We start from the raw sequence: 26,129 nt of genomic DNA on the forward strand, positions 1-26,129 counted from the left end.
TTATTTTTCCGCGACCGTACCGCCGGCCTGCTGCATCACGTGCACTTCGATCGCCTTGACGCTGTCAACCGTCCTGCTGAGGAACGGCTTGGGATAAACTCCCATATAAACCATCAGGAACAGCAGCGGTATCATCAAGCCTATCTCACGCCACGAAAGGTCAGTTACTACACGGTTCTCTTCGCGTGTAACCTTTCCGAAGAAAACACGCTGCACGAGCCAAAGGAGATAAACCGCGGCCAAAATAACACCTATACATGCCCACATCGCCGCAAAATAATTCCAATTCACAGGGCCGGAAGATGAAAGGACCTGCGAATCGAACATACCGATCATTACAAGGAATTCGCCGATAAATCCGTTCAGGAACGGCAATCCGATCGAGGACATTGTTGTAATGACCATAAAGGTCGCGAAAATCGGCATCGGCGTAGCAAGGCCGCCGAGCTTATCGATCTCACGCGTATGCCGCCGTTCATAGATAAATCCGACAAGGATGAAGAGTGCTCCGGTCGAGACACCGTGATTGAGCATCTGATAGATCGCGCCCTGCATTCCCATTTCGGTAAATGAGAACATTCCGAGAACGATGAAGCCCATGTGTGCGACCGATGAATAGGCAACCAGCCGTTTCCAATCCGGCTGCACCATTGCAACCAGCGCACCGTAAATGATGCCGATGACCGCGAGGATTATAAAAAGCCATGCCCACTCGCGGCTCTGTTCGGGGAACAGAGCGAAGTTGAAACGCATCAGCCCGTATGTTCCCATCTTGAGAAGTATTGCGGCAAGGATGACGGAGCCGGCGGTCGGAGCCTCGGTATGAGCGTCCGGAAGCCATGTATGCAGCGGAAATATCGGAACCTTGATCGAGAACGCAAGAGCGAATGCCAGGAAAAGCAGCGTACCGGCCGTCGCCATCGGGCCGGCAAAGCTCATTTGGCCGCCTTTCAGAGCCTGCGTAATGGCGACAAGATCGAACGTACCGTGAAAGCCCGTCTGATCGGCATAAATGTAATACAGCGAGATTATAGCAACGAGCATCAGCAGGCTGCCGACACCTGTGAAAATAAAGAATTTCAGCGCCGCATAGATGCGGTTATTGCCGCCCCAAACGCCGATGAGAAAGAACATCGGTATAAGCGAAGCCTCGAAGAACAGGTAAAAAACAAGCAGGTCGAGCGATACGAATACGCCGAGCATAGCGGATTCGAGCAAGAGCATGAACGCATAGAATGCGGTCTGCTTTTTCTCGACGGCATTCCATGCCGCCAACACGGAGATCGGCATGATGAACGTCGTCAAAAGGACAAGCCAGAAGCTGAGGCCGTCAACGCCGACATGATAATTGGTATTGATCGCACTGATCCACGGCACGTTCTGCTCGAAGATGTAGCCCCCGGACGGCAATGCCGTACCGAACATCGTCAAAGAAATGAGGAAATTCGCGAGCGTAACGCCCAAAGCGAGCCACTTCAAATGGCCCTCCTTTCCCCAGAACATCTGATGAGCGATCATCAGCAACGTTCCGACCACAGGCAGAAGGATCAGGATAGTCAAAAGATTTTCGGTGATAAGACCCATACTAACCGACCAGCTTTAATCCGTAATAAATAAAGTAACCGACGACGACGACGGCTCCGAAGACTATCACCGCAGCATAACTGCGAATGTAGCCGACCTGAACGGAGCGAACGGCGTTGCCTAGTTCTACCGCAAAATGGCCAATGCCGTTGACGATGCCGTCAATAAATCCGACGTCAAACCCTTTCCAAAGCCCTTCGCGCGACAGCGTCGTAAGCGGATCGACAAAATAGCCGTTGTAGAGTTCGTCAACACGCCATTTGTCCTCGAGTATCTTCGGCAGCTTCCTCAGGGGCGTCTTTGCGAATAACAGCCAACCAGCGACGATGCCGGCAACGGCCAAAATGACCGAAAGTACAGCGAGCTTTCGTTCCGCAGAAACTTCCTCGGCGGAGTGGTGCACCTCAGACGCCGCAGCAGCCGCATTGTGTTCGCCGCCCGCAGCCGGCGCCTCGTGTCCGGCATTCGGCCCTACCTTTGCGATCACCGGTTCGAGGACGCGTTCAAAGACGTTCATGTCCTTGGCTCCGAACATCGAACTCATCGCATACGGAACGCCGACAAGCCCGCCGATGGTCGAAAGTACCGCAAGGACAATGAGCGGCGCTGTCATCAACCAATGCGACTCATGCGGCTTAAAATCGGCAGGGAGCGGATGATGCTCCTCATCATCGGCAGAAGCGTGCTGACCTTCGATCTTGTTATGATAACGCTCCTCGCCAAAGAAGGTCATCGCCATAAGACGCGTCATATACACGGCAGTAAGCACCGCCGTAATGAGGCCGACGATCCATAGAACATAATTCCAGCCTTCCGGCAGTCCGCTTGCCGAAAAGGTGCGATAAAGGATCTCATCCTTTGAGAAAAAGCCGGCCCATATCGGTATGCCGCAGATCGCAAGCCAAGCCGTTCCCATCGTGATATACGTGATCGGCATATACTTGCGTAGATTGCCCATTTTGCGCATATCCTGCTCGTGATGCATTCCTGTAATGACCGAGCCTGAGCCAAGGAACAAGAGCGCCTTGAAGAAAGCGTGCGTCATCACATGAAATATCGCCGAGATGAACGCACCGACGCCGCAGGCAAGGAACATATAACCGAGCTGAGAAACGGTCGAATAAGCGAGAACCTTTTTGATGTCGTTCTGAGCGAGGCCGATCGAAGCGGCAAATATCGCCGTACCACAGCCGATCAAGGCGACGATGAACATCGCCGTCGGCGCATTCTGATATATCGCGTTGCAGCGTACTACCATATAGACACCGGCCGTAACCATTGTCGCTGCGTGGATAAGCGCCGAGACGGGTGTCGGGCCTGCCATTGCATCCGGCAGCCATGTAAAAAGCGGTATCTGTGCGGATTTGCCTGTCGCGCCGATGAATAGAAGCACTGCGGCCGATGTAATGCCGCCCGCAAAGATACTCTGCCAGCTGAACGGATCGGCAGACATTTGGGCGATCACATTCAGCGCACTGGCGACGTGTACGCCGTCAACCGTCTTATCGTAGAACGACATCGAACCGGTCAGCGTGAAGATCAGGAATATCCCGATCAGCACGCCCCAATCGCCGATTCGGTTCATTACAAAGGCCTTCTTAGCGGCACGCCGTGCCTCGTCCTTTGTAAAGTAGTAACCGATCAGCAGATACGAGCAAAGGCCCACGCCTTCCCAACCGACGAACATAAGCAGAATGTTATCGGCAAGGATAAGCGTCAGCATCGAGAACATGAACAGGTTCAGGTAGGCGAAGAAACGGTAGAATCCGCTGTCGCCCTTCATATATCCCGTTGCAAAGATGTGGATCAGCAGGCCGACAAATGTAATGAACGACGCATAGATCGCCGACAAATGATCCATCGCAAGGCCGAAATCCGCACGGAAGTCGCCCGCCTGGACCCAAGTCCATAAATGATCGAACGTCGGCTGAGCCGCGAACATCGCTCCGCCGCCTGCGACAAATGCTATGTACAATGCGACGGCACACGACACGAATATCGCCGCGCAAGCCACAACGCCGCTGAACAACTCGTTCCGCAGTTTGCCGCCGATCAACCAGTTGATGACTGCACCGGCAAGCGGAGCGAAAATTACTAGACTTAGAAGGTTATTTTCGTTCATTCCAAACGATCAGAGCGCTGCCGCTCTCCGGCCCTTGTGATACTTTTAATTCTTCAAAATACTCGCGTCGTCCACATCGACAGATATCTTGTTGCGGAAAAAGGCGATAATGATGCCCAATCCGACCGCGGCCTCGGCGGCAGCGACACTCATCACCATAAAAACGAACAACTGCCCCGTTGCATCGCCGTAATAACGTGAGAATGCGACAAAGGTCAAATTGACGCCGTTCAGCATCAATTCAAGGCACATAAAAAGTCCTAAGGCATTGCGCTTAAAGATCATTCCTACACAGCCGATCGTAAAGAGTATGCCCGACAGTGCCAAAAAACTTCCTAATGATGGTTCCATATCAAAACTCTGCCTTCGCTCTCAAAACTCAGCCTCGATCGCTCTCGAGATGCCTTTTTTCTTCCTCGGTCTCAACAACAAGCTCAAGCTGCGGCTGGCTCAGGCGGCGTACGAGGATCACCGACCCTATGACCGCCATCAGCAGAAGTATGCCCACGATCTCGACCGGCAGAAGATACTGCGTGTACATGGCACGCCCGATATCAATGGTGCTGCCGAGCGTCTTTTCGGTATCGGCGGGGCTGTTCGGCGCTTTCGTAACGGCATAGAAGACAAACAACGTCTGCCCGAGCAAAATTACGCCAAGCCCGCCGCCCAATGCCCAAAGGTACTTCAGTTTTGACAGCGGCGGTTCATCATCGAGATTCAAGAGCATTATCACGAATACGACGAGCACCATGATGGCACCGGCGTAAACAAGTATCTGCACCACGCCGATGAACGGAGCCGCTAAAAGCACATAGATACTCGCCAGGGCAATAAAAACCCCGACCAGCGAGATCGCACTGTACAGAGGGTTGCGATGATAGACCATCGACACCGCACACGCGATGGCAAAGCCAGCAAATATAAAGAATAGGACCGTACTAACCATAGTTCAGCAGCAGGCGGCCTGCGTTCAAGCGTCAACGGTTAAAAAAGAACACAACGATGGTCGTTATGATCACATTCGCCAAAGCGACCGGAAGCAAGAACTTCCAGCCGAAGTTCATCAGCTGATCGAAGCGGAAACGTGGCAGCGTTCCCCGCACCCAAATGTAAAGGAACAGGAAGCAGCAGGCTTTGCCCACAAAAGCGATCAAACTGACGAGAGCATAAGGTATCGAGCCGACCTCAAAAATATGGCTGAGGCCCGGCACATACCATCCGCCGAGGAACAATACCGTACACATTACCGAGACAGTGAACATATTCACATACTCGGCCATAAAAAAGAGTGCGAATTTCAGCGCCGAATATTCGGTATGAAATCCAGCTACAAGCTCCGTCTCTGCCTCAGGCAGGTCGAACGGTACGCGGTTCGTCTCGGCAAATGCCGCGATCAGAAAGACGCCGAAGCCTATTATTTGCGGTATCACATTCCAACGCCACGGCGAATGGACCTGAGCCATTACAATTCCGTTCAGATCGAGCGTTTGCGACAGCATAACGACACCGAGCACGGAGGCTCCCATGGCCAACTCATAGCTGATCATCTGTGCAGCGGATCTGAGGCCGCCCATCAGGCTGTATTTATTATTTGACGACCATCCCGCAAGGGCGATGCCGTAAACTCCGACCGACGTTATCGAGAAAACGAACAAAAGGCCGATGTCGATCCTCGCGATCGTCAGCGGGAATGCCGTGATGCCCTCGCCCAGCCCGAACGGCAGAAAGCTCCAATCGATCGTCGTTATCGGCGGGCCGAAAGGATACACGACCATCGGAAGCAGCGCACATGTCAGCGCAACGAGCGGAGCGAGGAAATATACGAACCGCGTTGACTGATCCGGGATCACGTCCTCTTTGAATATGAATTTCAAGAGGTCGGCGAACGGCTGCAAAAGCCCCCAAGGGCCGACACGATTCGGGCCGACGCGGCCTTGGATCCAGCCGAGTACTTTTCGTTCGGCAAGCACCGTGTACGCAACGATCAGCATTACGCCGGTGAATGCCGCACCGACCGCAAGAAACGCGACGATAGCAGGAAATGCAGTTTTCAGGACAGTTTCCATATCCAAATACTAATCAGTTACCAATGCACGGTCGGCAGCGCCGATCGCTGCGGCCTCGGCCTTGCCCTTTTCGGTCGGAACGCCGTCAAGGTCGAATTGTTCCAACGGCGCCAGCATCAGGTTCATCGGCTTCGGGTTTCCGGCCGCAAGCAGGTGGAATTGCGGCGTCTTACTCGTCATGGTCGTAAGCCGGAAGAGCTTATGCCCGATCTTCGGCTTTTCGTTATTCTTTGCACCTTCGCCTGTGATCGCCTCGATACGTGCCAGCAGTGCGGCCGTCTGTTGTGAAATGTCAGTATCGGCTCGGCAAATATGCACCGCACGCGCCGGGTTCGTCTCATCCTTCATCGCAGGATAGCGAAGGCCGGAATATGCCGGCACCGTATCAGCCAATTCCCGGAAGATCGCGGACGCCGACCAATCGGCCGTGATCTGACGGCCCATTTCTCGCGCCACAAGAGCGGTGATCATCCAATCGGCCTTTGACTGGTGCGTAGGCTCGATAGCCCTGCGTACACGCTGGACGTTGCCCGCGTTATTAGTGAACGTGCCGTCGATCTCGGCAAAGCTCGCTGCAGGGAATACGACATCCGCAAGTTCCGCCGTCTCGGTCATGAACAATTCCTGAACGGCGATAAAGTCTTTGTTCTTTAGAATGCCCGCGTCCTGAAGGCTGCCGCCGATCAGCAGTGCCTTTGCGTTCTTTACCGCATCCTCGACAGAAATACGGCCTTGCATCACATCATTGGCTCCGACCGAGTTGTTGTACGTGGCAAGCGGATGTATCAGAGCACGGCGGCCTTCGCCGACGAAGTTCACCGCATTCCTCGCGATCACAGCCTGAGCCTCCGGCGACAGGTCGCCTCCGATCATTATGACGACATCGCCCTTTGCTTCATTCAGCGCGTTACGTACAGCCTCGATCTCGGCCGCGTCGATGCCGCCTTTCTCAGCCGCGAGTTTGTCGTTCTTGCTGTCAGCAAAAGCAAGAGCGAAGGCATCCTGCGTCCCGACATTCAAATGAATGTGCCGAGCACGGGTCTGGTGCTCAAGGTTTGTCGGCATTTCGCTGACAATAAAGAGCTTTGCTCCGCTGTTACGTACCGCCTGCCGCACCTGCTTTGCCGTGAAGGTCTGTTCTTCTTCCGGTTCGCCGCCAATGACCACTATCACCGAGGCATAACGGATCTCCTTATGCGTAGCGAGCGGAACGCTCAAATTATCGAAAACGGGAGCGAGATCCTGCGGGTCGGATACCGCAACATTCGTCGATCCGGCGGCCTCGGCGAACTTGCGTAATGTAAAGATGGCTTCATTCGTAAGCCTCGGGCTTGCAACGACACCCACATCCTTGCCCGCAGCCGACAGCCGCTCCGCCGCAAATTTGACAGCCGCATCCCATGTTGCAGGTATCAGCTTTCCGCCCTTCTGGTAACGGATGAGAGGCGTCTTGAGCCGATCGGCGTGATTTACGAAGCCGTGAGCATAACGTGCCTTTACATCAAGGAACTCGCCATTTATGCCGTTCACATAGCGGTCACGAGCTACGACACGATGTACGACCCCTTCACGCGAGCCGATCGATATCTGCATTCCGTCCGAGCTGTAAACATCGGTCGTAGTGGTCTGATCGAGTTCCCATGTGCGCGTCTCGTGCCGATAGACCGCGTCGAGCAGCGTACCCGTCGGGCAAACCTCGACACAGTTGCCGCACTGCGAACAGTTCAGCCAGCCGCCATAAGTACCTATTACCGTTGCCACGCCGCGATTGCCCGCCTCGATGGCATCCTCGCCCATCCATTCGGTACAGACGCGTGTGCAGCGTTTACAGAGGATGCAGCGCTGCGGATCATTCGCGATAACCGGCGACAGGTATTTGTCAGGCGTAACGTTCTTGTTCTCAACAAAACGCTCTTCGAGATCGCCCCAATCGAAAACGACCTCCTGAAGCTCGCACTCACCGCCGCGGTCGCATACCGGACAGTCAAGCGGATGATTCGCCAGCAGGAATTCACCGCCCGCACGCTGAGCTTTCTGTACCTCTTCGGAATCCGTCGTAACGACCATTCCGTCAGTGCAAATGATCGTGCAGGCCGTCTGAAGCTTCGGCATCTTTTCGATCCGCACAAGGCACATCCGGCATGATGCCTGTAACGCAAGGTCCTTGTAATAACAGAACGACGGGATCCCGAAGCCCTTTTCGCGACAAACATCAATAAGCCTCGATCCTTTTGCGGTCTCGAAATCCGTTCCGTTTATGGTTACTTTAATTTGCTCTGTCTCTGACATTGAACTCACTGCCTGCGACGGTCACGAGTCGATCTCTGCCGCCCCACGCTAAACCCCTATTCGGCCTTCTTTGTCTTCTTACGGGCCTGTTTCGGCTCTTGCTCAGGTGCAGCAGCTTCAGCCGCTTTTGCCCGCTTCTTCGGCCGGCTCTTTCCATACGTCCCCGCGGATATCTTTCCGCGCCGACTCCGTTGATCGCCTTTTCCCATAAGGTCTCTCTCCTCTCTACTTTCCGCCAAACAGTGCAAGCAGGCGGTCCTGAACCTCGCTATTCGTGGCGAGTCTCGAATGATCCTCGCAAACCAGCATTACCGATGCGGGCCGCAGAATGGACGCCCCTCGGCGATCGTTGATGTCCCAAGTTTCGAACGAGCGTTTTGTTACGACGCCGTCGCCCTCGGCATACATTACTTTTTTCAACTCGCTTGACGGCACTTTCTCGCCGGCCGTTCGCGAAAAGCTAGTAGCTTTGAAAAGTGTCCGATACTGATCGCGATCGCCTTTTCGATATATCAACAGCGTATCAAGCGTCTCTTTGCACTCTGAACCGATCAGATCGAAACTCACGCCTTGCGATGAGTCTCCAACGGCAGAAAGAGCCTCGTAAAAGTGCTTGGTCCGTGCGAGCATCGCTCGAAAGAACGCCGGCGCATTCTTTCGCTCTTCCTCCGTGAACTCACGGTCGAACTTCGGGTCATCGATCGGGTTCCAACCGTAACGCGACCATGTCTCGGGTTCATACAGGTCGATCGCGATCGGGTCAAAATATTGATCAACCACATTAAGCGTCCCCGGAGCCGGCAAAAGCTCATAGGTTGCCGGAACAGTGAACACATCGAAACGAGAAATTCCCTGCACCCACGGCAAATTGATCGGGATCGGCCCCCAGCGTGAGCCGCCGCTGAACCCGTAAAGAGCGTCCAGCGAACCCTCGTTCGGCGTCCCGAGCAGGACAATATTTTCAAACAACTTCGCTCCTGCCCATGGTGCTGATCTATGTATCGGCGACGGAAGCTCCGTATCGCCGTACATAGCCGCATACCGAACGATCAGGCCGCCCATTGAGTGTGCGACCACATCGAACTTCAGATCCGGCCGCTTCAGCTTTTTCTTTAGGGCCTCGATCCTACGGACAAGTTCGCGTGCGGTCGCGACATTATCAAGCCGCCAATCGTAAGGAAAGACGTAGATCGCCTTACCGGCCCCTTTGTCGGTCGGATCGTTCCACGACTCCTCATGATATCCGGCACGCGACTTGAACGAGTCGATCAGCCCTTGATAAACGTCGATACGCGGGAAGATACCTATCTTGATGCTGCGAATAATATCGCCCGCAATAAGGTCGTCACGGCTTTTAAGCGGGTCGGCAGTGATCGGCAGCCTCAGATCATCATCTTTTGACCGCTGGACCTTCGGCCAAACCACCTCGCCCGTCCTCCGATTCACCAACTCCGAACCAATAATGCCCGGGATCACGATCAACGGCCGTCCATCGTCCTGCGCCGACACAACACCGCCCTGCGCCAATATGCCAAGGCAAATGACGGCAATGAGGCTTACTCTTTGTCGGATCGCAGCGATCATGCTGTTATCAAAGATCTTCGGAAACTGGCGTTAAATATTTGCTGCCAATTCGCGGGCGGCCGTCTTTTTCATCAGCCACTCCTTAAAATCATCGGGAAATTGCCTTATTGCACTCTGTACCGGCCACGCCGCCGCGTCAGCAAGCGGGCAGAACGACTTGCCTTCCATGTTGTCGCAGATATCGAGCATCAATTGCGCGTCTTCGGGTCTGCCGCCGCCGTCGGCGATACGATTGAATATCTTGACCAGCCAATCCGTCCCTTCGCGGCAAGGCGTACACCAGCCGCACGACTCGTGCTTGTAGAATTCCGAAAGGTTCTTTGTCGATTCCATGATATCCACGGTCTCATCCATCACGACAAAACCGCCGGAACCGACCATCGAACCCGCAGCAACAAGGCCTTCGTAATCCATCGTCACGTTCTTTCCGAGAATCTGGCCGGTATTCATAATATAGACGCTCGATCCGCCGGGAATGACCGCCTTCAGCTTCTTATCATCACGAAGCATACCGCCGCAGTCCTCGAAGATGAACTTCTCCATATCGGCATAACCCATCGGCAGCTCATAGACGCCGGGCTTTTTCACATGGCCGCTTACCGACCAAAGCTTGGTGCCGCCGCTCTTTTCCGTGCCGAGCTTCTGCCACACTTCGCCGCCCATGTTTATTATCTGCGGCACCGCCGTCAGCGTTTCGACGTTATTGACTACGGTCGGGCACGCATACAGGCCCGCGATGGCCGGAAATGGAGGCTTCATACGCGGATGGCCGCGCAGCCCTTCGAGCGAGTTAAGAAGAGCCGTCTCCTCGCCGCAAATGTACGCTCCGGCGCCTGTCTGCGTATGCAGATCAAAGTCAAAGCCCGTCCCTAAGATATTCGTGCCGAGCATTCCGGCTTCGCGTGCCTCGGCAAGCGCCCGATCCATGATGTCAATGAGGTAGCGATACTCGCCGCGATAGTAAATGTAGCCGGTTTTCGAGCCAAGCGCCCATCCGGCGATGGCCATTCCTTCGATCAATGCGTGCGGGTCGCGCTCAAGCAGATAGCGATCCTTGAACGTGCCGGGCTCGGATTCGTCGGCGTTGCAGACGATATATTTCGGCTTCGGGTTATCCTTCGGAACAAACGACCACTTCATTCCCGTCGGGAATCCCGCACCGCCGCGTCCGCGAAGTGCCGACTTCTTGACCTCGTCGATCACAGCTGCCGGCTCCATTTTCAGGGCCTTTTCAAGAGCCTTGTAACCGCCGTGATCTTTATACACCTTTAGCGTATGCCCGTCAGCGACGTGCATCAGCTTCAATTGTAGCGGCTCACAGCCAATTGCTTTGATCTCCATAAAAATGCTTCAGGATCGGAGTCCGCATCTTCGATCCGCAAATACTACCCGCACTCGTCCAATATCTTATCCACCTTCTCGATGGTCAGGTCTTCGTGATAGTCAAAGCCTATTTGCATCATCGGCGCGGTGCCGCAGCTGCCTAGGCATTCGACGAGCGAGACGGTGAACTTGCCGTCCTCGGTCGTCTCACCCGGCTTGATGCCGAGTTTTGAGCAGATATGTTCGGTGATATCGGGTTCGCCCATTATCTTGCACGACAGCGTTTTGCATATCTGTATATGGTGGCGGCCGATCGGATGCATATTGAACATCGAGTAGAACGTAGCCGTTTCCCATACATCCGTAACCTCTATATCAAGGAACTTCGCGAGGAAATTCACACCCGGATTATCTATCCAGCCGCGTTCACGCTGCACGATAAAAAGCAGCGGAACCAACGCAGAACGTTTTCGCTCCTCAGGATACTTAACGAGGTGCGATCTCATTTCCTCGACCACCTCCGGCGGGAACTCCGCAACTTCGTCAGTTACAACGACCTGATCCGTATAACTTGTAGGTGTAGCTGCTGCCATCTAATTCAATGGATAATTGATAATGGAAAATGAAAAATGGTTTTCAATGAATTGTCCGTTATCAATTATCAATTCTCCATTAACTAACGATCTATTTCTCCAAGCACAATGTCCAAACTGCCGATGACCGCGACGACGTCGGCAATCATCTCACCTTTTGTCATCACGGGAAGAGCCGACAAATTAACAAAGCTCGGGCCGCGGAAATGTACGCGGTCGGGCTTCGGCCCGCCATTTGAACGCATATACACGCCAAGCTCGCCCTTTGACGCCTCGATCGCGTGATATACCTCGCCCGGAGGCACATTGAACCCTTCCGCAACGATCAAAAAATGATGGATGAGCGAATCCATATGCTTACGCATATCGTCGCGGTCGGGCAGGACGACCTTCGGTGCATTCGCCTTGATCGGGCCGGGCTTGAGGCGGTCCAAAGCTTGGCGCACGATCTTATAGCTTTCGACAAGCTCGCGAATGCGGACCATATACCGCGACCAAACGTCGCCGTCCGGCTCGGTCGGTATCTCAAAATCGTACGTTTCATATCCCGAGTATGGATTATGACGCCGCAGGTCGAGTTCGACACCGCTTCCACGCAGGCTCGGCCCCGTAAGCCCCCAATTTATCGCATCTTCCGCTGAGATGATGCCGATACCTTTCGTGCGGTTCTGCCAAACCGTGTTTCCGGTAAGCAGCTTGTCAAAGGTGTCGAGAGCATCCGGAAAATTATCGAGGAACTGCCTGCACCTTTGCTCGAATCCCGCCGGCAGATCCATCATCAGGCCGCCGATGCGGAAATAGCTGGGTGTCATTCGCCCGCCGGACGCCGACTCGATCATGTTCAGTATCTTTTCGCGTTCGCGAAAACAAAAGAAAAAGACCGACATCGCACCGAGATCCAAACCGTGCGTTCCCAGCCACACCATGTGCGACGCGATCCGCTGAAGCTCGCACATAAGAACGCGAATGACCTGAGCGCGGTCGGGGATCTCGAGGTCGAGCAACTTCTCTGCCGCCATTACATAAGCGAGGTTATTACCGAGCGGATTCAGATAATCCATCCGATCGGTGATAACGATGCCCTGCTGGTATTTCTTGTACTCAAAGAGCTTTTCCATTCCCGTATGCAGATATCCGATATCGGGAATGCAGTTAACGACAAGCTCACCGTCCAGTTGCAGATCGAGCCTTAACACACCATGCGTTGACGGATGCTGCGGGCCCATCGACAACGTCATCTGCGATTCAAGCGGCTTGTCAAGAACCTCAGATAGCGGGTAAATATTTTCAGCGGCAGTTGCCATATACACAGAAAGACAGGCGGCCTGTCCGATCTAATTCAGACTGTAAGGCTCGTAGCCTCGCAGCGGGTAATCTTTTCTCAAAGCGTGGCCGTCAAAATCGGACGGCAGCAGAATTCGCCTAAGATCGGGATGTCCGTCAAATACAACACCGACGAGGTCATAGGTCTCACGTTCGTGCCAATTCGCGGTATTCCAAACTGTCGAAACGGTCGGCACGTGAGCATCATCCTCACTCACGCGAACCTTCAAACGCAGCCGCGAGTAATGTTTTGTCGAGAACAAATGATAGTTGATCTCGAAACGCGGATCTTCCTCCGGCCCATTGTCCGCACCGCAAAGGTCCGCGAGCATATCGAACTGATGCTCATCAGCAAAAAAACGGCACACATCGACAATGGACTCGCGCGGAACCGTTACCGTTACTTCGCCATGTGCCTCAGGTGTGTCGGCGACCCAGTCTGCATTGCGCTCTTTCAGCTTTGAAACGAATTCGTGAAGCCTTTCTGTCATAGATGAATTGTGCCCTTTTTACGAGCTTTTCCTCCGTTCGTGAAGCGAAGGAACCGAGTACGGCGGTTCTGCTTTTCCTTCCTCGACCTCGGCAAGCGTTTCGCGCTCAAGCATCGTATTTTCGGTAACAGGAAGCGTGCCCGGCACGACGGACTCGCGAGATTCGACTTCGAACGTATCGCGGCGATCCCTGACCGATTCTTTCATTATCTTGTCCTGCAGCATAGTGATCGCATGCACGAGCATTTCAGGACGCGGAGGGCAGCCCGGTATGTAAACGTCAACCGGCACGATCTTGTCAACGCCCTGGACGATGGCGTAATTGTCAAAGACCCCGCCGGAGGTCGCACAGGCACCCATCGAAATAACCCATTTCGGCTCAGGCATTTGATCGTAAATACGCCTGAGAACGGGCGCCATTTTTCGCGAAACGCGGCCTGAGACTATCATCACATCGGCCTGACGAGGGCTTGCGCGGAATGTCTCTGCTCCGAACCGCGACAGATCCTGCCGTGATGAGACCGTGCACATCATCTCGATCGCACAGCAGGCAAGTCCGAAGGTCGCTGGCCAAATACTGTTCTTGCGTGCCCAGTTTATGATCGCATCAAGCCTTACCGTAAGGACTTCGGGAAGAGCGTCAAATAATGTATTTTCAAGGCCCATACGTTATTTCAAGCCGGATCTGCTAAGCCGCCAATCTCCTCTGTTCAGCCGTTTCGCGACGCCGCTTTGCCGCAAGCCGTGCTTCCTCGCGAACTTCGGCCCGAGCCTGCATACCCCAATCAAAGACGCCTTTCTTCCAAACGTAGATGTAACCCGCGATCAGAGTTGCAATGAAAACCAATATCTCGATAAACGCGATCGTCCCGAAGGCGATGCCGAGCAGACGCTGCTCCGCAAGCAGGCTCTTGAACGCCACTGCGAACGGGATCATAAAAAGGACCTCAATATCGAATAGCAGGAATATAACGGCAACCGAATAAAATTTGATCGAGAACCTGTCACGCGCCGAGCCGATCGGGTCTTTGCCGCATTCATACGGCATAAGCTTGACGGCGGTGCGCTTTCGCGGACCCATCAACTGAGTGACGAATAATTGGCTCACCGCAAACCCGGCCGCAACCAAGAACATGACCGCTATCGGCACATAATCTACTATGTTGAACTGCGACATACGCCTATTTCCCTGCTCCGTTTAAGCACATACGGCCCGAAATGAAGATCATTTAACCAAGGTCAATTGGGGAATTTTACTCAAACTAAATCGTAGTTTAACGACCAGTTAGTGTCAAGGATGCCGCCGATACCCGAGCAACCCCTAACAAGCGGATGATTTATTCGTTGACCCTCGTGAATTCGATATGTTATTTTTGATGTGGCGCATCGTGTGGCTGCGTCCCTTTCCTAAGCCTCCCATTTTTGCGTAACCTATTGTGATAGCTGGTTTTAACACAGATATTAAACACGACGGCGTCGTATATCATGTTCAGACCGAGGACAAAGGGTTGTCTTCGGCACTGATCGTGTCTCTCGTCTATAATAAAGGCACCATCATCGCCAGCCGCCGCACCAGTTACACCGATATCGTCGGCACGGACGTCGATAAGGATAAGCTTTCGGAGCGGCTGACACGCCAGCACAGGCTTATCTGTGCGGCGATCAAGGCCGGACGCATCGACGAACTGAAAAACGCAACACCAAAAACCGCCAAATACACCGCGCCCGCTCGAAATGAAGCCGCCGACAAACCGATCGAGCCGCCCGCAGAACACCTGCCGCTGCCGCGCCCGCAGACATTCGGCCCGACAAGCAGTGCGACGAGGGGCACCGGCCCGATAACGATCGGCCGTATTGAGACGAAGCGCGTTATTTCCGTTATTCCAAATGATCCGCCGGAAATGCCGAAAAGCGTCGTCAGCCCTCCAGACGACCCTTTCGCTGATGGCCCGGTCATCGAGGATGTCCAGATAATTGAAGAAGAGTTCGTGCTCGAACCGGAAGCCGTATCAGTGGTGAGCGAACTTTCGGGTTTTGACAGGCCTGCAAATCAGAAGCTCGGCATCGAACTGCTAGGCAATGCGAAATTTGTCGGCGGGGAAAAACGCAGCATTTCTGTAATGGTCTGCCGCGGAACAGGCCGAAAGGTCATTTCTGATGCTCAAGTGATGATAAAGGTTCTAGGATCAAGTTTCCGGCCCGTCATCTTTCACGCAAAGACCGATGCTAACGGATTGGCGACCGTCCATCTCCAGTTGCCGCGGTTCAGTGCGGGCCGTGCCGCATTGCTTATTCGAGCTATGGTTGACGGCGAAGAGGCAGAACTGCGAAAGATCGTCTCGCCGGCATGAGACGGTTGAATTTTAGACAGACAAGACGGACAATCGTAGAGGCTTTGATGCCTCTTTTTTATGCGCAGGATCATACTCAACGGAGAAAAAAAAGAGATCACGGCAGAGATCGGCCGCGGCATCACAGACCTCGTTCAAGAGCTCGGGCTTTCGGCTCGGCGTATCGCGGTCGAGTTGAACGGCAGCGTCATTCGTCGCGCCGATTGGGATATAACACCCGTTAATGACGGCGACAAGATCGAGATAGTCCACTTTGTCGGCGGAGGTTGAGTACTTTCGCTGAGCGTGATCAGCCGTACCCGTCACGGTTCCCTATTTTTAGCCGCGTCGGTATGTTAACCTGCTGTCTATGACAGAAAAATTCTCGTTAGCAGGAACAGATCTTGGCTCACGCTTGATAATCGGCACGGGCAAATACCGCTCGTATGACGAAATGAAAGCGGCACACGAGGCCTCCGGGGCTGAGATGGTAACCGTCGCAGTGAATCGCGTTCCGCTTGACGGCTCATCCGAGTCGTTTCTCGATCACCTCGATCCGAAGATGCGCATCCTGCCCAATACCGCGGGATGTTACGACGCCGATCACGCGATACGTACCGCGAGGCTTGCACGCGAAGCCTTAGAGACGGATTGGTTAAAACTCGAGGTCATCGGTGATCCCGTCACGCTCTTCCCTGATAACGAGCAAACTCTTGCTGCTGCCAAAGTCCTTGCAAATGAGGGCTTTATACTGCTTCCGTATATCACTGACGACCTGATAACGGCGAAGAAGATGCTCGATGCGGGCTGTGCCGCAATTATGCCGCTCGCTGCACCGATCGGATCAGGAATGGGTGTTCAGAATCCCGCGAATCTGCGCATAATGCGAGAGCAGCTTCCGGACGCGACGATCATCGTCGATGCCGGCGTCGGAGTACCTTCGGATGCCGCGATCGCCATGGAACTCGGTGCCGACGCGATCTTGATGAACACAGCGATCGCTGAGGCAGCCGATCCCGCGGCGATGGCAACGGCTATGAAGCTTGGCGTCGAGGCAGGACGCCTCGCCTATCTCGCCGGCCGTATGCCGAAACGCCTATACGCATCGGCTTCTAGCCCGATCCAAGGTGCGATAAAATGAACACGAGCGGCCTTGGCGGTATGATGTTATCGAATTGGGCGATCTCTGATAATGCACAGGACTTTGCCTGCTACGATCTGGCGTGAAGAAGACTCGTACGTGGCACTCTGCAGTGAACTGGACATTGCGAGCCAGGGCGAAACCGTCGAAGAGGCACGCAGAAATTTGCGCGAGGCTGTGGAGCTCTTCTTCGAAACGGCTCACCCGACCGAGATAACAAGCCGTCTCAACTCCGAGATCTACATAACTCCGATGGAGTTCGAGAGTTGAGCGCAAAGGTCAACAATTTATTCTTCGGCGAGGCGGGAATACGAACTATAGCGAGTGTGCGAATGTATGAAGATCAATGTGTTATTCTTCGGAGCGACCGCCGACATCGCAGGCAAGCGTTCTGAGGAGTTGGAAATAAATGAAGGGGCCTCGGCTGAGAGTGTATTGTCGGAACTCTACTCTCGATTTCCGCCCCTTGCCGCTCAAAAGCTTCATATCTCGATCGATCAAGAGTATGCGCGGCCGGATTCGCCCGTAAAGAATGGCGATGAGATCGCGATCTTCACCGCGGTTTCAGGCGGCTAAAGACTATGGATTTCTGCGAACTCACAACCGAGCCGATCGATGTCAACACGGTTGCGCGACGTGTTGTGCCGCCCGAATGCGGTGCGACCGTCACGCTCGACGGTTACGCACGCAGGTTCACAAAAGATAAAACTACGGGCGAGGTTCGCGAAACGGAATATCTTGTGTACGAGGCGTACGACGGGATGGCGCTCAAGGAGATGCGAAAGCTGATCGACGCCGCTCATTCGAACTTTGAAATTTCAAATATTGGGATCGTGCACCGCACCGGAAGGCTTGAGATCGGCGAAACGAGCGTCGTCATCTCGGTCGCTGCACCTCACCGAAGAGACGCCTTTGCCGCCTGCGAATGGCTGATAAAGGAACTAAAGCGAACCGTTCCCATCTGGAAAAAGGAAGTTTACTCGGGCGGCGACGCCTGGGCCGAGGGCGAAAATTCCTGACCGAGTTCGACAGAAGCACGTTCCACGATCCGATCAAAGGCCCTTTCCAATGCAGGATTTACACCGCGAAAACCGGCCACCACTTTCATTGCCCACACAACGTACGCCTGCCGCCGTTCCAAGTCCCAACCGATGCCGGGCGACCCGATGACATCATTGATATTGCTTATCTTGTCTGCGAGCTTGATAAGCTTTGCTCCGCGTGACAACTTCGGAGCCTTTTCGATCTGAAGCTCTTTTCGCCGCGCTTTGGGAAGCGACCTATCATCAGAAACCTCCGAAACATACGAAGCGACCGCGTCCCCGAAATTCTCTGCGATCTCTTCAGCCTTGACGCCGCAGTCCTCGATCGTATCGTGCAGGAGGGCTGCGATCAAAATGTCCTCATCATCGATCTCCGCGATATTTGCGAGAAAGGAAGCAACTTCGAGCGGATGATTTATGTAAGGCTCGCCATCGGGGCCTTTGCGACGCTGAGCGGTGTGTTTTTTGGCCGCGAAAGAAGCGGCCTCTAGTATGCGTTTTGAGTTGTTCATAACCAATTTCGGCCTAGCGGACGATCTCGAGGGCGATCGTCTGCGAACCTGAGACAATATACTGCCCTCCGGCAAATTGCTGCTCCCACACGGTTGCCGAGGCTGTGGCCTTCGGGCCGCCGGAGGCTCGCGGGCTGCCAATGGTGGCAAGGATCGACGGCGGAAGGTTCGGCATCTCACTCGCTCCGACCACGAAGCCCGGCGTGTTCCTGGTCAGAACCGCGTAAAGACGATCAGGGCGCTTTGCCGAATTCAAGATCGTTACTAATTCCGCGGCATTCTTTGCTGTCAGCTGTTTGACAGGCGATGCTTCCTGAACGGCGCCTCCGTCAGCCACCATCAGCGATATAGGCCCTGCAGGTATATCTTCCGGTATCGGCACCGACAGGTCTTGAACAACGAGTGAGCCAGTGCCGCTGCGTAAGTATGCCGTTACATTGATGCTCTCGCCGGGCCGGACCCTTTCACGATCGACCGTTACCCGTTCGAGTACGGCCGTACGGCTGCCTTCGCTCACCTTCATGTCTATCTTGACAGCGTCAATGCGGGTGTTCGGATAGTCAGCGTTCAGCAGCACCGACACCGGCAAGGCAAAGGCCGCGGCCGAAAGAGCGGGCGAGATCGATCCCGACATGCGGCGGTCGATGATGATGCTCGGAAGCCCGCGAAGCTTGATCTCGCCCGCAACATCTATGGTAGTGTCGCCAATATTCCTTTCGCCTGCGGTTATCGTGTTTTGAATACCGAGATTCACTATGAGCGGCGTCAGAAGTTCATTTATCGCGGACTCAAAGTTGACCGATGTCTTTGCACCGCGGCTGTTGGTCATCGTGATCGCGATCGGCAGCATACGCGGTTCGACGCCAAGCGTTCCGAAAACGCCTGTAGCCCGATCTTGTGTCAGCGAACCGACCGTCGCACCCGGCACTGACATCTTGAACGAATTATTGAGGCTCGGCACGACGACCACTACGCTCGATTCGCTCATTGGCATCCTGGTCGATCCAAGATTGAACCACGGATGGCCGAATGCATAGATACGGTCGCCGTCGCGCAGTGTGACCGTTCCCGCCGCGGCTATCGAAATATCGCCTCGTGCAAGCTGCGCAGTGACGGAACGGCCGCCAACAAGTGTCTCGGCATCCGCTTTTTTCAGCGGTTCAACGCCCGCACCGCCTCCCGGAACTGCGGCGGCTGTTATGCCGGCATCGGCAAAAAGGCCCGCATAACGGTCCAAGATCTGCTGCGAGATACCTGAGAACATCAGCGGTGTCGCTATCGGCATAAAACGCCCGCCGACGAGCTTCGCGGTCTCGGAAGTTTGTGAAACGCTTGAAACCACAGGGCCGATCGCGGCGGGCGGCAGTTGCGGCCTCCAATTCTCGGCTAAGAGCGATGAAGTGCTGAGTGTTACAGAATGTGCCTTACCCGATGACCGCTCGGCGGGGCCGTGAAATACCGACAGCATCTGTTCGATAGGCGTGATGCCGCAGATCGGCTCCTTCGCGTATGCAAAGCTGTAGGCGATCGCTCCTACAAGCTTTCCATCAATATAAACGGGCGAGCCTGACATTCCGGCAAACACTTGTGTCCGCAGCGCATTAGCACCGCTCAGCCGGCCAATTATCATATCCTGATGCGGCCCGACCGAACCGGGAATGATGCCGAGGATGTCAACGCCGAACTCCTCGGGCCGGTCACCCTGAAACACCGTTCGGGCAGTACCCTTAAGGCCTGCCTTCACGTCCGCGAGCGGAAATATCTGTGTCGAAGGGATCGGCGGAATAACATTGCCGTTCTGCGCGTTCAACTGGGCAGAAGCGGCGGCGATCAGCAGCAGGATCAGGCAGATAGTTAGCGGTCGGTACATCAAAAAAACCTTACGTAAACCAAGGCTTTTATGGTAACATCGAACGTGGCTTTATCGAAAGCCTCTCCGGTTTCGCCTCTTGGCCTCTTTAGCCCAAACCTCTTTTGCTATGGCCGCTTCATCACGTCTTGTCCGCAGTTTAGCCCGCTTATTTGTTCCGGCGATCGTTCTTTTTATCGCCGCCGTACTCGCCGGTTCGGTTTGGCTCGTTTATACAGCCGCTCACCCGAAGCCGAGCTCTTACCTCATTACGCCCGAGAAATTCGGCCGCATCAGCTCGCGTGCCGCGCAGATCACTGATGAAACATGGCCCGCGCACGATGGCACGACACTGAGTGGCTGGCTGCTTCGCGGCGCTCCCAATGCACCGGCGGTCATTCTGTATCACAGATACGAAGTCAACAGATCACACGTGCTGAATCTCGGCGTCAAGCTGAGCGAAGCGACGGACTTTACGATACTGATGCCCGACCTTCGCTCACACGGCGACCAATTGCAGAAGAAAGGCACCTCATTCGGCGGATGTGATACTGAGGACGCGCTTTCGGCCATCGAGTTCCTTCGGGGACTCAGAACGCCCGATCAGATCGCACTGATCGGCAAAGACATCGGCGTGTACGGAGTTGAGTTGGGTGCATTGACCGCGCTGTTCGCTGCGGCAAAAGATCCGAGCGTAAAAGCTCTCGTCCTCGATTCTGTACCGGAGAATTCCGATCAGCTATTGGATGGCATCATCCGCCGTAAATACCCGTTCGCAAATTTCATCACCGCCGGCCTCGCAAAGATCGGGACGCACATCTACTTTTATGACGGCTGTTATAGCCGCAACTCGACCTGCGACACTGCCCGAAATATCTCTGACAGGAAGGTCTTATTGTTAGCGGGCGTTGACAGTGCGGGATATCAAGAATCGACGGCGAAACTCGCTAAGTGCTTTCCTGACAACAACAAGATCGACGTTAAGACGGACCTCAGCCCGTCCGGTTTCAGCATCATCGATGCCTCGATAGAACAATCGGACGCCTATCATCAGCGCGTGATCGACTTTTTCCGCTCATCGTTGGCAAATTAACGATACTACTGAGTTTTTTCCATCGGATAACCTGCCCGTTTCCAGGCTTGGGTTCCGCCGAGGAGAGCATAAACACCGGGGATCTTTTGAAGGTTCATTTGGAACGCCAAACTGGCGCTCGTATGCTCGTTCGGTCAGGAACAATAGACGATGATCTTCTTGCCCTTCGAAACTTTTTCAAAGGTCGTCGCGGATGAGCCGAGCGGGACGTTGACAGCGCCTGCGATGTGCTCCGCGTTGAATGCCGCTTCGTCACGGCTATCGACCATCACCGCCGTTCCCGCGTCGAGATCCTTCTTCGCATCTTCGATCGAAATGCGCGGCACCTCGGAATCACTGCTGAATTTGTGATAGGGGTCGATCGCCCCCGTTCCGCATGCCGCCAAGAATAATGACGAAATTAGTAAGTACAAGAGAACACGCATCTTAAATCTATTTCTCTCCAAATGCCGCCAGCACTTCGTCGGCGTGTTTTGCCACATCGACCTTTTCGAAGATCTTTACGATCTTACCATCGTCGATGAGAAACGTCTTGCGAAATGTGCCCATATACTTTCGTCCGTACATCGACTTCTCGCCCCACACACCGTACGCCTCGACTATCTTATGATCCGTATCCGCAAGCAGATCGAACGGCAATTGGAATTTAGAGATGAACTTCTTATGCGAAGCCTCATCGTCAACCGAAACGCCAAGCACCGTAATTCCCTTTGAGCGGTATAGGCTGTCGGCATCGCGAAATGAGCAAGCTTCCTTTGTGCAGCCCGGCGTGTCATCCTTCGGGTAAAAATACAGTGCCAGCCGTTTCCCTTTGAAATCAGAGAGTTTGACCGTCCTGCCGTCCTGATCCTTCGCTGTGAAAGCCGGAGCCTTGTCGCCTTCTTTTAACATATGCCTCACTGAGTTGGCTATAATACCAAAAGCAAATTGTATCACGCCGATCGTGAAGTATCAGAGCAGGCAAAAAGCGTTAGCAGAATTGGAAGGGGTCCGCAAGAAGTTTCAGGCTCAGATCTCGGAATTTGAGCGGCGCGCCGCTGATTGTGCTCTTTGCACAACGCCGGGGGCGTGCTGCCTCGACGCTCATTTTGTAAATGTCCGTGTCAGCCACCTCGAAGCTGATGCGATAACAGACTCGATATCAAACCTGCCCGAAAAAATCAAACGAAGAGTGTTGAATCGGGCGAAAGATGCGGCGGAGCGTTACACTCTGTCTGCCGCGAACGAACCTGATGAAATGACCTACGCGTGCCCGCTGTTCGAGCCGGGCATCGGCTGTCTTGTTCACAGCAAAGCAAAACCGCTGCCGTGCATTGCCCACGCGTGTTATTCATCCGCCGAGGACCTTCCGCCCGACGAACTGCTTGAGACCGCCGAACAAAAGGTAGTGCAGCTCAACGAAAGCGTTTATGGGCGCACTTGGCTGCCCGAGCCGATACCGATCGCAATATTAGCTCGAACGCCGCAGCCGGCCTCCGAGAACGACAGCGGGCAGCAGCAGCAGAATGAAGCCGATGTGATACCAAACCGGAGCGTACGCCCATAAGTAGGCCTCGACGATGATACCTACCACGATCAGCAACAAGCCGAGTGCCGTCGTCGAACGCCGATACTCGCCCGCCGCCAACGCGCACATATAACCGGCGATGATCGAAGTTATGACGCTACGCAGGAGGTTGATCGCGGCAATGGCATTGTCGTATTCGAACGGTTCCTTGTTGAATATCGCACGCTCAACTCCCTGCGAATAGAGTCCGAGCCAGTCCGGCGAAATGCTCGCAAGCGTACTTTCGCTGCCGACCCATACGATGCTCCACACGACAAATCCAATGATAATGCCAAGAACGATCCTCATCATTTCCCTAACTTTGAAGCTGCATCGCATCTTTGTATCCGCAACGGGACAAAGTTGCCGGCAACAACGTACCTCCAATTTAGCCTACGCAATATTTCTCGCGATAAAGGTAATGTAAGCCGCCTTGCCGTGTCAACAGAAACTGCGAACAACCGGGCCGTCATATCATCGTTGACGTTGAAATGATCGTAACCGTACAATCAATTTCACCTGTGAGCACCGATACCGCACCGCCGATGACGCGGCAACAGATAAAACGTATCCACGCCGAACGGCGAGAGGAGATATGCCGACGGCTTGATGAGTTCGCCGTGATCGGCAGATCGGGCACAGACCACGATCTATGGGCTGAGATGGTCTTTTGCTTCTTCACGGGCGGCTGCTCAGCCGCAATGGGCATCCGTGCGCTCGAAGCCGTCAGGCACCTGCTGATGTCCGGAACGCAAGAGCAATTAGCAGCGGCTCTTTCAGGCGTCCACAGATATCCGAATGCCCGTTCGCGGTATATCGTCGCTTCGCGTGAATTCCTCACCGCCGACTGCAATATGAAGCTCCGTAAAAGGCTCAACAGCTTTGCATCTGACATAGAGCGTAGGGATTGGCTCGTAAATGAGAAAGGCATCAAGGGCCTCGGCTACAAGGAAGCAAGCCATTATCTTAGAAACATCGGCTTTCGCGGCTATGCGATACTGGACAAACATATTTTGAACAGTCTTTCTGAATTGAAGATAATTGAGGCCCCAAAGCCACCAAATAACCGTTCGAAGTATCTAAGCATTGAGAACAGACTCCGCGACTTTGCCATTTCGTTAAAGATCGACCTCGATGAGTTGGACCTTGTACTCTGGTCGATGAGGACGGGAAAGATCTTGAAGTGATCGTCGGGGCAGGCTGTCGGCAAGCTTATGAGGTGCCGTAACAAAAGCTTATTTGGCGTAAAAGCGGTATTTTTGACCGCTCTGCTGGTCTTATGCGTACTTACGCCCGACGCTGCTGCGCAGACTGATACCGATATAAAGCACTCCCTAAAACAGGCAGGGAAACTGACCAGAGCGGGCCTCGTTGATGAAGCTGAAACGCTGATGAGGCGGGCGGTCGCCGGCTCTCCGGAAACTTCTGCGGCAAAGGTCGAACTGGCATACATTCTTGCCAAACAGCGAAAGATCGGCGAGGCATACGACCTCGTGCTAAGCGTAGCGAAGGCCGAACCGCAGAACGCGCGTGCATTTTCGGTACTGGGCTACATTCTCCTTGCATCAGGCCGATTTGGCGACACGCGTGCCGTGCTTGAGAACGCTTTGGCGATCGACCGTTCGGATGATCTCGCATGGGCGACACTCGGCCGCTTGGACTTTTACGAGAATAAGATCGACCGCGGCATCCTCGGGCTGAAAGAAGCCGTTTTTCAAGACCCTTTTGAACCCGATCATCTTCTGGCCCTTGCGCAGGCTTGCGTTCGTGCTGAGGATTATCGCGGTGCCGCCGACAGCTACTACAAATTCCTGAGCATCTCAAAGGATACCGATAAAGAACGCCGCGACCGCATCAAAGGCCTGATCGAATTTCTCCGTTTTCTCGGAGACAAGGCGGGAATCTATACCTCCGCCCACAAGGATTCAACCGTTGTGCGATTCGATCTGGTCAACAACCGGCCGGTCATTCAGCTCAAGGTTAACGGTAAAAGCGAGGCTCTCAACTTCGTACTTGATACCGGTTCGGGAATTTCTGTAATGTCGGAAAAAGCCGCCGCGCGGCTGAAGATACGCCCTGTAACACGCGGCGGCTTTGGCCGAGGCATCGGCGGCAACGGCAAATTTGAGATCGTTTACGGCTACTTGAACAGCATCGAGATCGGCGACGTGAAGATCAAGAACATTCCGATCTATATCCGCAAGTTTCACGATCAAAACGAACGGATCGACGGCTATATCGGGCTTTCGCTGATATCGCGTTTTATTACAAAGATCGATTACGGACGACAGACCTTTTCGATCACACGACAGCCGGATGCGGACGAGCAACCATCGGAAGAAAATAATACCGTGTCGCTGCCACTCAGGCTTACGTCGAGCGGCTTTCTGAGCGGTGAGGTCTTGCTTAAGGACGTTGAGGCTCCGTTGAATTTTATCGTTGATACCGGAGCCAGCCTTACGGTAATATCAGCCGGTGTCGGGAATCTTGAATCGATCAAAGGGTACCTCGTACCCGGCAAATTGCGGATCATCGGGTCGGCGGGTGTAACTGAGAATGCTTCGATGTACGTTCTGCCGAAGGTCTCTTTCGGCAGTTATTCACGCGATGGAGTTGAGGCCGTCGCACTCGATCTGGGCGTGATAAATGAAACGTCGGGCTTTGAACAGTCCGGCATCCTAGGCGGAAACTTTCTCAGGAACTACGCGGTTACATTCGATTTTAAGAATTCAAAAGTGTTCTTTGACCCGATCTCTCCGGCTGGACCACAATGAAGATCAGTCTTTATCTCGAAACAAGCGTTATCGGTGCATACCTCGATAATGAGGATACCTTTCGGCGCGATCTCACGATACGCTGGTGGGAGCACGAACTGTCGGAATACGCGGCCTATTCGTCTGTGCTCGTCGAACGTGAGCTTGAGCGCGTAGCTGAGCCGTATCGACTCTCGTATTTGAACTTGAACGCCAAACTACCAGCCCTTGAGATGACCGACGAGGTCGCGATCCTCGCCGAGGCATACATCGAACGAGGCATCTATCAGCGCAAGTATATCGGCGACGCAGTTCATGTAGCGTTGGCGGCTTTCCACAACATCGACTATTTGGTTACCTGGAATTTTGGCCATATCGCCAACGTCCGCAAGACCGCACGACTGCGGATGTTCAACACAGCAGCGGGCTTTTTTACGCCGAATATCGTAACTCCCGATATGCTTGCACACGCCGTATAAAAAAAGCC

Annotated in this window: 30 protein-coding genes; 11 read left to right on the forward strand and 19 right to left on the reverse strand. The window is 54.0% G+C overall.

Going from position 1 to position 26,129, the window contains the following annotated elements; genetic code table 11:
- From HS105_10210 to HS105_10275, 14 genes are all read right to left on the reverse strand, one after another.
- Entirely contained in the window at positions 1-1,584 is a 1,584-nt protein-coding gene (locus HS105_10210; GenBank protein ID MBE7516965.1) for an NADH-quinone oxidoreductase subunit M, read from the reverse strand.
- A gap of 1 nt (position 1,585) precedes the next feature.
- A complete protein-coding gene (gene nuoL / locus HS105_10215; protein MBE7516966.1) occupies positions 1,586-3,706 on the reverse strand; it encodes an NADH-quinone oxidoreductase subunit L in 2,121 nt (706 codons plus the stop codon).
- 45 nt (positions 3,707-3,751) lie between these two features.
- Positions 3,752-4,057, reverse strand: coding sequence for an NADH-quinone oxidoreductase subunit NuoK (gene nuoK / locus HS105_10220; GenBank protein MBE7516967.1), 306 nt, complete (start codon positions 4,055-4,057; stop codon positions 3,752-3,754).
- 28 nt (positions 4,058-4,085) lie between these two features.
- On the reverse strand, positions 4,086-4,652 hold the full coding sequence (locus HS105_10225; protein ID MBE7516968.1) for an NADH-quinone oxidoreductase subunit J: 567 nt from the start codon (positions 4,650-4,652) through the stop codon (positions 4,086-4,088).
- A gap of 31 nt (positions 4,653-4,683) precedes the next feature.
- Positions 4,684-5,772, reverse strand: coding sequence for an NADH-quinone oxidoreductase subunit NuoH (gene nuoH / locus HS105_10230; GenBank protein ID MBE7516969.1), 1,089 nt, complete (start codon positions 5,770-5,772; stop codon positions 4,684-4,686).
- A 9-nt stretch (positions 5,773-5,781) separates the two neighbouring features.
- Positions 5,782-8,061, reverse strand: coding sequence for a molybdopterin-dependent oxidoreductase (locus tag HS105_10235; protein MBE7516970.1), 2,280 nt, complete (start codon positions 8,059-8,061; stop codon positions 5,782-5,784).
- A gap of 56 nt (positions 8,062-8,117) precedes the next feature.
- The gene (locus tag HS105_10240; protein MBE7516971.1) at positions 8,118-8,270 is read right to left on the reverse strand and encodes a 30S ribosomal protein THX; all 153 of its coding nucleotides are present in this window, start codon (positions 8,268-8,270) and stop codon (positions 8,118-8,120) included.
- A 16-nt stretch (positions 8,271-8,286) separates the two neighbouring features.
- Positions 8,287-9,645 (reverse strand): hypothetical protein, encoded by a 1,359-nt coding sequence (locus HS105_10245; protein MBE7516972.1) that lies wholly within the window; start codon positions 9,643-9,645, stop codon positions 8,287-8,289.
- Between the two features lie 30 nt (positions 9,646-9,675).
- A complete protein-coding gene (gene nuoF / locus HS105_10250) occupies positions 9,676-10,941 on the reverse strand; it encodes an NADH-quinone oxidoreductase subunit NuoF (GenBank protein ID MBE7516973.1) in 1,266 nt (421 codons plus the stop codon).
- 89 nt (positions 10,942-11,030) lie between these two features.
- Positions 11,031-11,474: an NADH-quinone oxidoreductase subunit NuoE gene (nuoE, locus tag HS105_10255; protein MBE7516974.1), complete on the reverse strand. Its 444-nt coding sequence runs from the start codon at positions 11,472-11,474 to the stop codon at positions 11,031-11,033.
- A gap of 170 nt (positions 11,475-11,644) precedes the next feature.
- Complete coding sequence (gene nuoD / locus HS105_10260; GenBank protein ID MBE7516975.1) at positions 11,645-12,865, reverse strand: NADH dehydrogenase (quinone) subunit D; 1,221 nt, start codon at positions 12,863-12,865, stop codon at positions 11,645-11,647.
- A 30-nt stretch (positions 12,866-12,895) separates the two neighbouring features.
- Entirely contained in the window at positions 12,896-13,375 is a 480-nt protein-coding gene (locus HS105_10265) for an NADH-quinone oxidoreductase subunit C (GenBank protein ID MBE7516976.1), read from the reverse strand.
- Positions 13,376-13,393: 18 nt separating this feature from the next.
- Complete coding sequence (locus tag HS105_10270; GenBank protein ID MBE7516977.1) at positions 13,394-14,041, reverse strand: NADH-quinone oxidoreductase subunit B; 648 nt, start codon at positions 14,039-14,041, stop codon at positions 13,394-13,396.
- A 22-nt stretch (positions 14,042-14,063) separates the two neighbouring features.
- Positions 14,064-14,552, reverse strand: a complete 489-nt coding sequence (locus HS105_10275) for an NADH-quinone oxidoreductase subunit A (GenBank protein MBE7516978.1) — start codon at positions 14,550-14,552, stop codon at positions 14,064-14,066.
- 259 nt (positions 14,553-14,811) lie between these two features.
- On the opposite strand from HS105_10275, the gene HS105_10280 reads away from it, so the two are divergent.
- The 6 genes from HS105_10280 to HS105_10305 all read left to right on the forward strand — a co-directional run bounded on the left by HS105_10280 (position 14,812) and on the right by HS105_10305 (position 17,865).
- Entirely contained in the window at positions 14,812-15,726 is a 915-nt protein-coding gene (locus HS105_10280; GenBank protein ID MBE7516979.1) for a hypothetical protein, read from the forward strand.
- Between the two features lie 60 nt (positions 15,727-15,786).
- Positions 15,787-15,996, forward strand: a complete 210-nt coding sequence (gene thiS / locus HS105_10285) for a sulfur carrier protein ThiS (protein ID MBE7516980.1) — start codon at positions 15,787-15,789, stop codon at positions 15,994-15,996.
- Positions 15,997-16,075: 79 nt separating this feature from the next.
- On the forward strand, positions 16,076-16,846 hold the full coding sequence (locus tag HS105_10290; GenBank protein MBE7516981.1) for a thiazole synthase: 771 nt from the start codon (positions 16,076-16,078) through the stop codon (positions 16,844-16,846).
- A 51-nt stretch (positions 16,847-16,897) separates the two neighbouring features.
- Entirely contained in the window at positions 16,898-17,116 is a 219-nt protein-coding gene (locus HS105_10295) for a type II toxin-antitoxin system HicB family antitoxin (GenBank protein MBE7516982.1), read from the forward strand.
- A gap of 66 nt (positions 17,117-17,182) precedes the next feature.
- Positions 17,183-17,422 (forward strand): MoaD/ThiS family protein, encoded by a 240-nt coding sequence (locus HS105_10300; GenBank protein ID MBE7516983.1) that lies wholly within the window; start codon positions 17,183-17,185, stop codon positions 17,420-17,422.
- A gap of 5 nt (positions 17,423-17,427) precedes the next feature.
- The gene (locus HS105_10305) at positions 17,428-17,865 is read left to right on the forward strand and encodes a molybdenum cofactor biosynthesis protein MoaE (protein ID MBE7516984.1); all 438 of its coding nucleotides are present in this window, start codon (positions 17,428-17,430) and stop codon (positions 17,863-17,865) included.
- Here the strand turns inward: HS105_10305 and HS105_10310 are convergent.
- Complete coding sequence (locus HS105_10310) at positions 17,823-18,401, reverse strand: bifunctional (p)ppGpp synthetase/guanosine-3',5'-bis(diphosphate) 3'-pyrophosphohydrolase (GenBank protein ID MBE7516985.1); 579 nt, start codon at positions 18,399-18,401, stop codon at positions 17,823-17,825. The genes HS105_10305 and HS105_10310 overlap by 43 nt on opposite strands.
- 13 nt (positions 18,402-18,414) lie before the next feature.
- Positions 18,415-20,271 (reverse strand): hypothetical protein, encoded by a 1,857-nt coding sequence (locus HS105_10315; GenBank protein MBE7516986.1) that lies wholly within the window; start codon positions 20,269-20,271, stop codon positions 18,415-18,417.
- 109 nt (positions 20,272-20,380) lie between these two features.
- On the opposite strand from HS105_10315, the gene HS105_10320 reads away from it, so the two are divergent.
- Complete coding sequence (locus tag HS105_10320; protein MBE7516987.1) at positions 20,381-21,343, forward strand: hypothetical protein; 963 nt, start codon at positions 20,381-20,383, stop codon at positions 21,341-21,343.
- 134 nt (positions 21,344-21,477) lie between these two features.
- Here the strand turns inward: HS105_10320 and HS105_10325 are convergent, their stop codons facing one another.
- Both HS105_10325 and bcp read right to left on the reverse strand, forming a co-directional pair.
- Positions 21,478-21,768 (reverse strand): rhodanese-like domain-containing protein, encoded by a 291-nt coding sequence (locus tag HS105_10325; protein MBE7516988.1) that lies wholly within the window; start codon positions 21,766-21,768, stop codon positions 21,478-21,480.
- A gap of 7 nt (positions 21,769-21,775) precedes the next feature.
- Positions 21,776-22,234 (reverse strand): thioredoxin-dependent thiol peroxidase, encoded by a 459-nt coding sequence (gene bcp, locus HS105_10330; protein MBE7516989.1) that lies wholly within the window; start codon positions 22,232-22,234, stop codon positions 21,776-21,778.
- A gap of 52 nt (positions 22,235-22,286) precedes the next feature.
- On the opposite strand from bcp, the gene HS105_10335 reads away from it, so the two are divergent.
- On the forward strand, positions 22,287-22,889 hold the full coding sequence (locus HS105_10335; GenBank protein MBE7516990.1) for a hypothetical protein: 603 nt from the start codon (positions 22,287-22,289) through the stop codon (positions 22,887-22,889).
- On the opposite strand, the gene HS105_10340 is transcribed toward HS105_10335, so the two are convergent.
- Positions 22,794-23,201 carry a hypothetical protein gene (locus HS105_10340; protein ID MBE7516991.1) on the reverse strand — a complete coding sequence of 136 codons (408 nt, stop codon included), beginning with the start codon at positions 23,199-23,201 and terminating at the stop codon, positions 22,794-22,796. The two genes, HS105_10335 and HS105_10340, sit on opposite strands and share 96 nt — an antisense overlap.
- A 209-nt stretch (positions 23,202-23,410) precedes the next feature.
- Between HS105_10340 and HS105_10345 the strand changes: the two genes are divergently transcribed.
- From HS105_10345 to HS105_10355, 3 genes are read left to right on the forward strand one after another with little or no spacing between them, the layout of a single operon-like run.
- Positions 23,411-24,076, forward strand: coding sequence for an N-glycosylase/DNA lyase (locus tag HS105_10345; protein MBE7516992.1), 666 nt, complete (start codon positions 23,411-23,413; stop codon positions 24,074-24,076).
- A gap of 27 nt (positions 24,077-24,103) precedes the next feature.
- On the forward strand, positions 24,104-25,663 hold the full coding sequence (locus HS105_10350) for an aspartyl protease family protein (GenBank protein ID MBE7516993.1): 1,560 nt from the start codon (positions 24,104-24,106) through the stop codon (positions 25,661-25,663).
- Positions 25,660-26,121: a PIN domain-containing protein gene (locus tag HS105_10355; protein ID MBE7516994.1), complete on the forward strand. Its 462-nt coding sequence runs from the start codon at positions 25,660-25,662 to the stop codon at positions 26,119-26,121. Before HS105_10350 ends, HS105_10355 begins: the two co-directional genes overlap by 4 nt.
- Positions 26,122-26,129: the final 8 nt, after the last annotated feature.

The sequence above is a fragment of the Chloracidobacterium sp. genome (assembly GCA_015075585.1).
GTDB lineage: Bacteria > Acidobacteriota > Blastocatellia > Pyrinomonadales > Pyrinomonadaceae > OLB17.

Bases quoted from the DNA above. Each gene is read 5' to 3' on its own strand.
- HS105_10210 (MBE7516965.1), bottom strand. From the start codon at position 1,584: ATGGGTCTTATCACCGAAAATCTTTTGACTATCCTGATCCTTCTGCCT.
- nuoL (MBE7516966.1), bottom strand. From the start codon at position 3,706: ATGAACGAAAATAACCTTCTAAGTCTAGTAATTTTCGCTCCGCTTGCC.
- nuoK (MBE7516967.1), bottom strand. From the start codon at position 4,057: ATGGAACCATCATTAGGAAGTTTTTTGGCACTGTCGGGCATACTCTTT.
- HS105_10225 (MBE7516968.1), bottom strand. From the start codon at position 4,652: ATGGTTAGTACGGTCCTATTCTTTATATTTGCTGGCTTTGCCATCGCG.
- nuoH (MBE7516969.1), bottom strand. From the start codon at position 5,772: ATGGAAACTGTCCTGAAAACTGCATTTCCTGCTATCGTCGCGTTTCTT.
- HS105_10235 (MBE7516970.1), bottom strand. From the start codon at position 8,061: ATGTCAGAGACAGAGCAAATTAAAGTAACCATAAACGGAACGGATTTC.
- HS105_10240 (MBE7516971.1), bottom strand. From the start codon at position 8,270: ATGGGAAAAGGCGATCAACGGAGTCGGCGCGGAAAGATATCCGCGGGG.
- HS105_10245 (MBE7516972.1), bottom strand. From the start codon at position 9,645: ATGATCGCTGCGATCCGACAAAGAGTAAGCCTCATTGCCGTCATTTGC.
- nuoF (MBE7516973.1), bottom strand. From the start codon at position 10,941: ATGCACGTCGCTGACGGGCATACGCTAAAGGTGTATAAAGATCACGGC.
- nuoE (MBE7516974.1), bottom strand. From the start codon at position 11,474: ATGAGATCGCACCTCGTTAAGTATCCTGAGGAGCGAAAACGTTCTGCG.
- nuoD (MBE7516975.1), bottom strand. From the start codon at position 12,865: ATGGCAACTGCCGCTGAAAATATTTACCCGCTATCTGAGGTTCTTGAC.
- HS105_10265 (MBE7516976.1), bottom strand. From the start codon at position 13,375: ATGACAGAAAGGCTTCACGAATTCGTTTCAAAGCTGAAAGAGCGCAAT.
- HS105_10270 (MBE7516977.1), bottom strand. From the start codon at position 14,041: ATGGGCCTTGAAAATACATTATTTGACGCTCTTCCCGAAGTCCTTACG.
- HS105_10275 (MBE7516978.1), bottom strand. From the start codon at position 14,552: ATGTCGCAGTTCAACATAGTAGATTATGTGCCGATAGCGGTCATGTTC.
- thiS (MBE7516980.1), top strand. From the start codon at position 15,787: ATGCGCAGGATCATACTCAACGGAGAAAAAAAAGAGATCACGGCAGAG.
- HS105_10290 (MBE7516981.1), top strand. From the start codon at position 16,076: ATGACAGAAAAATTCTCGTTAGCAGGAACAGATCTTGGCTCACGCTTG.
- HS105_10295 (MBE7516982.1), top strand. From the start codon at position 16,898: ATGCACAGGACTTTGCCTGCTACGATCTGGCGTGAAGAAGACTCGTAC.
- HS105_10300 (MBE7516983.1), top strand. From the start codon at position 17,183: ATGAAGATCAATGTGTTATTCTTCGGAGCGACCGCCGACATCGCAGGC.
- HS105_10305 (MBE7516984.1), top strand. From the start codon at position 17,428: ATGGATTTCTGCGAACTCACAACCGAGCCGATCGATGTCAACACGGTT.
- HS105_10310 (MBE7516985.1), bottom strand. From the start codon at position 18,401: ATGAACAACTCAAAACGCATACTAGAGGCCGCTTCTTTCGCGGCCAAA.
- HS105_10315 (MBE7516986.1), bottom strand. From the start codon at position 20,271: ATGTACCGACCGCTAACTATCTGCCTGATCCTGCTGCTGATCGCCGCC.
- HS105_10320 (MBE7516987.1), top strand. From the start codon at position 20,381: ATGGCCGCTTCATCACGTCTTGTCCGCAGTTTAGCCCGCTTATTTGTT.
- HS105_10325 (MBE7516988.1), bottom strand. From the start codon at position 21,768: ATGCGTGTTCTCTTGTACTTACTAATTTCGTCATTATTCTTGGCGGCA.
- bcp (MBE7516989.1), bottom strand. From the start codon at position 22,234: ATGTTAAAAGAAGGCGACAAGGCTCCGGCTTTCACAGCGAAGGATCAG.
- HS105_10340 (MBE7516991.1), bottom strand. From the start codon at position 23,201: ATGATGAGGATCGTTCTTGGCATTATCATTGGATTTGTCGTGTGGAGC.
- HS105_10350 (MBE7516993.1), top strand. From the start codon at position 24,104: ATGAGGTGCCGTAACAAAAGCTTATTTGGCGTAAAAGCGGTATTTTTG.
- HS105_10355 (MBE7516994.1), top strand. From the start codon at position 25,660: ATGAAGATCAGTCTTTATCTCGAAACAAGCGTTATCGGTGCATACCTC.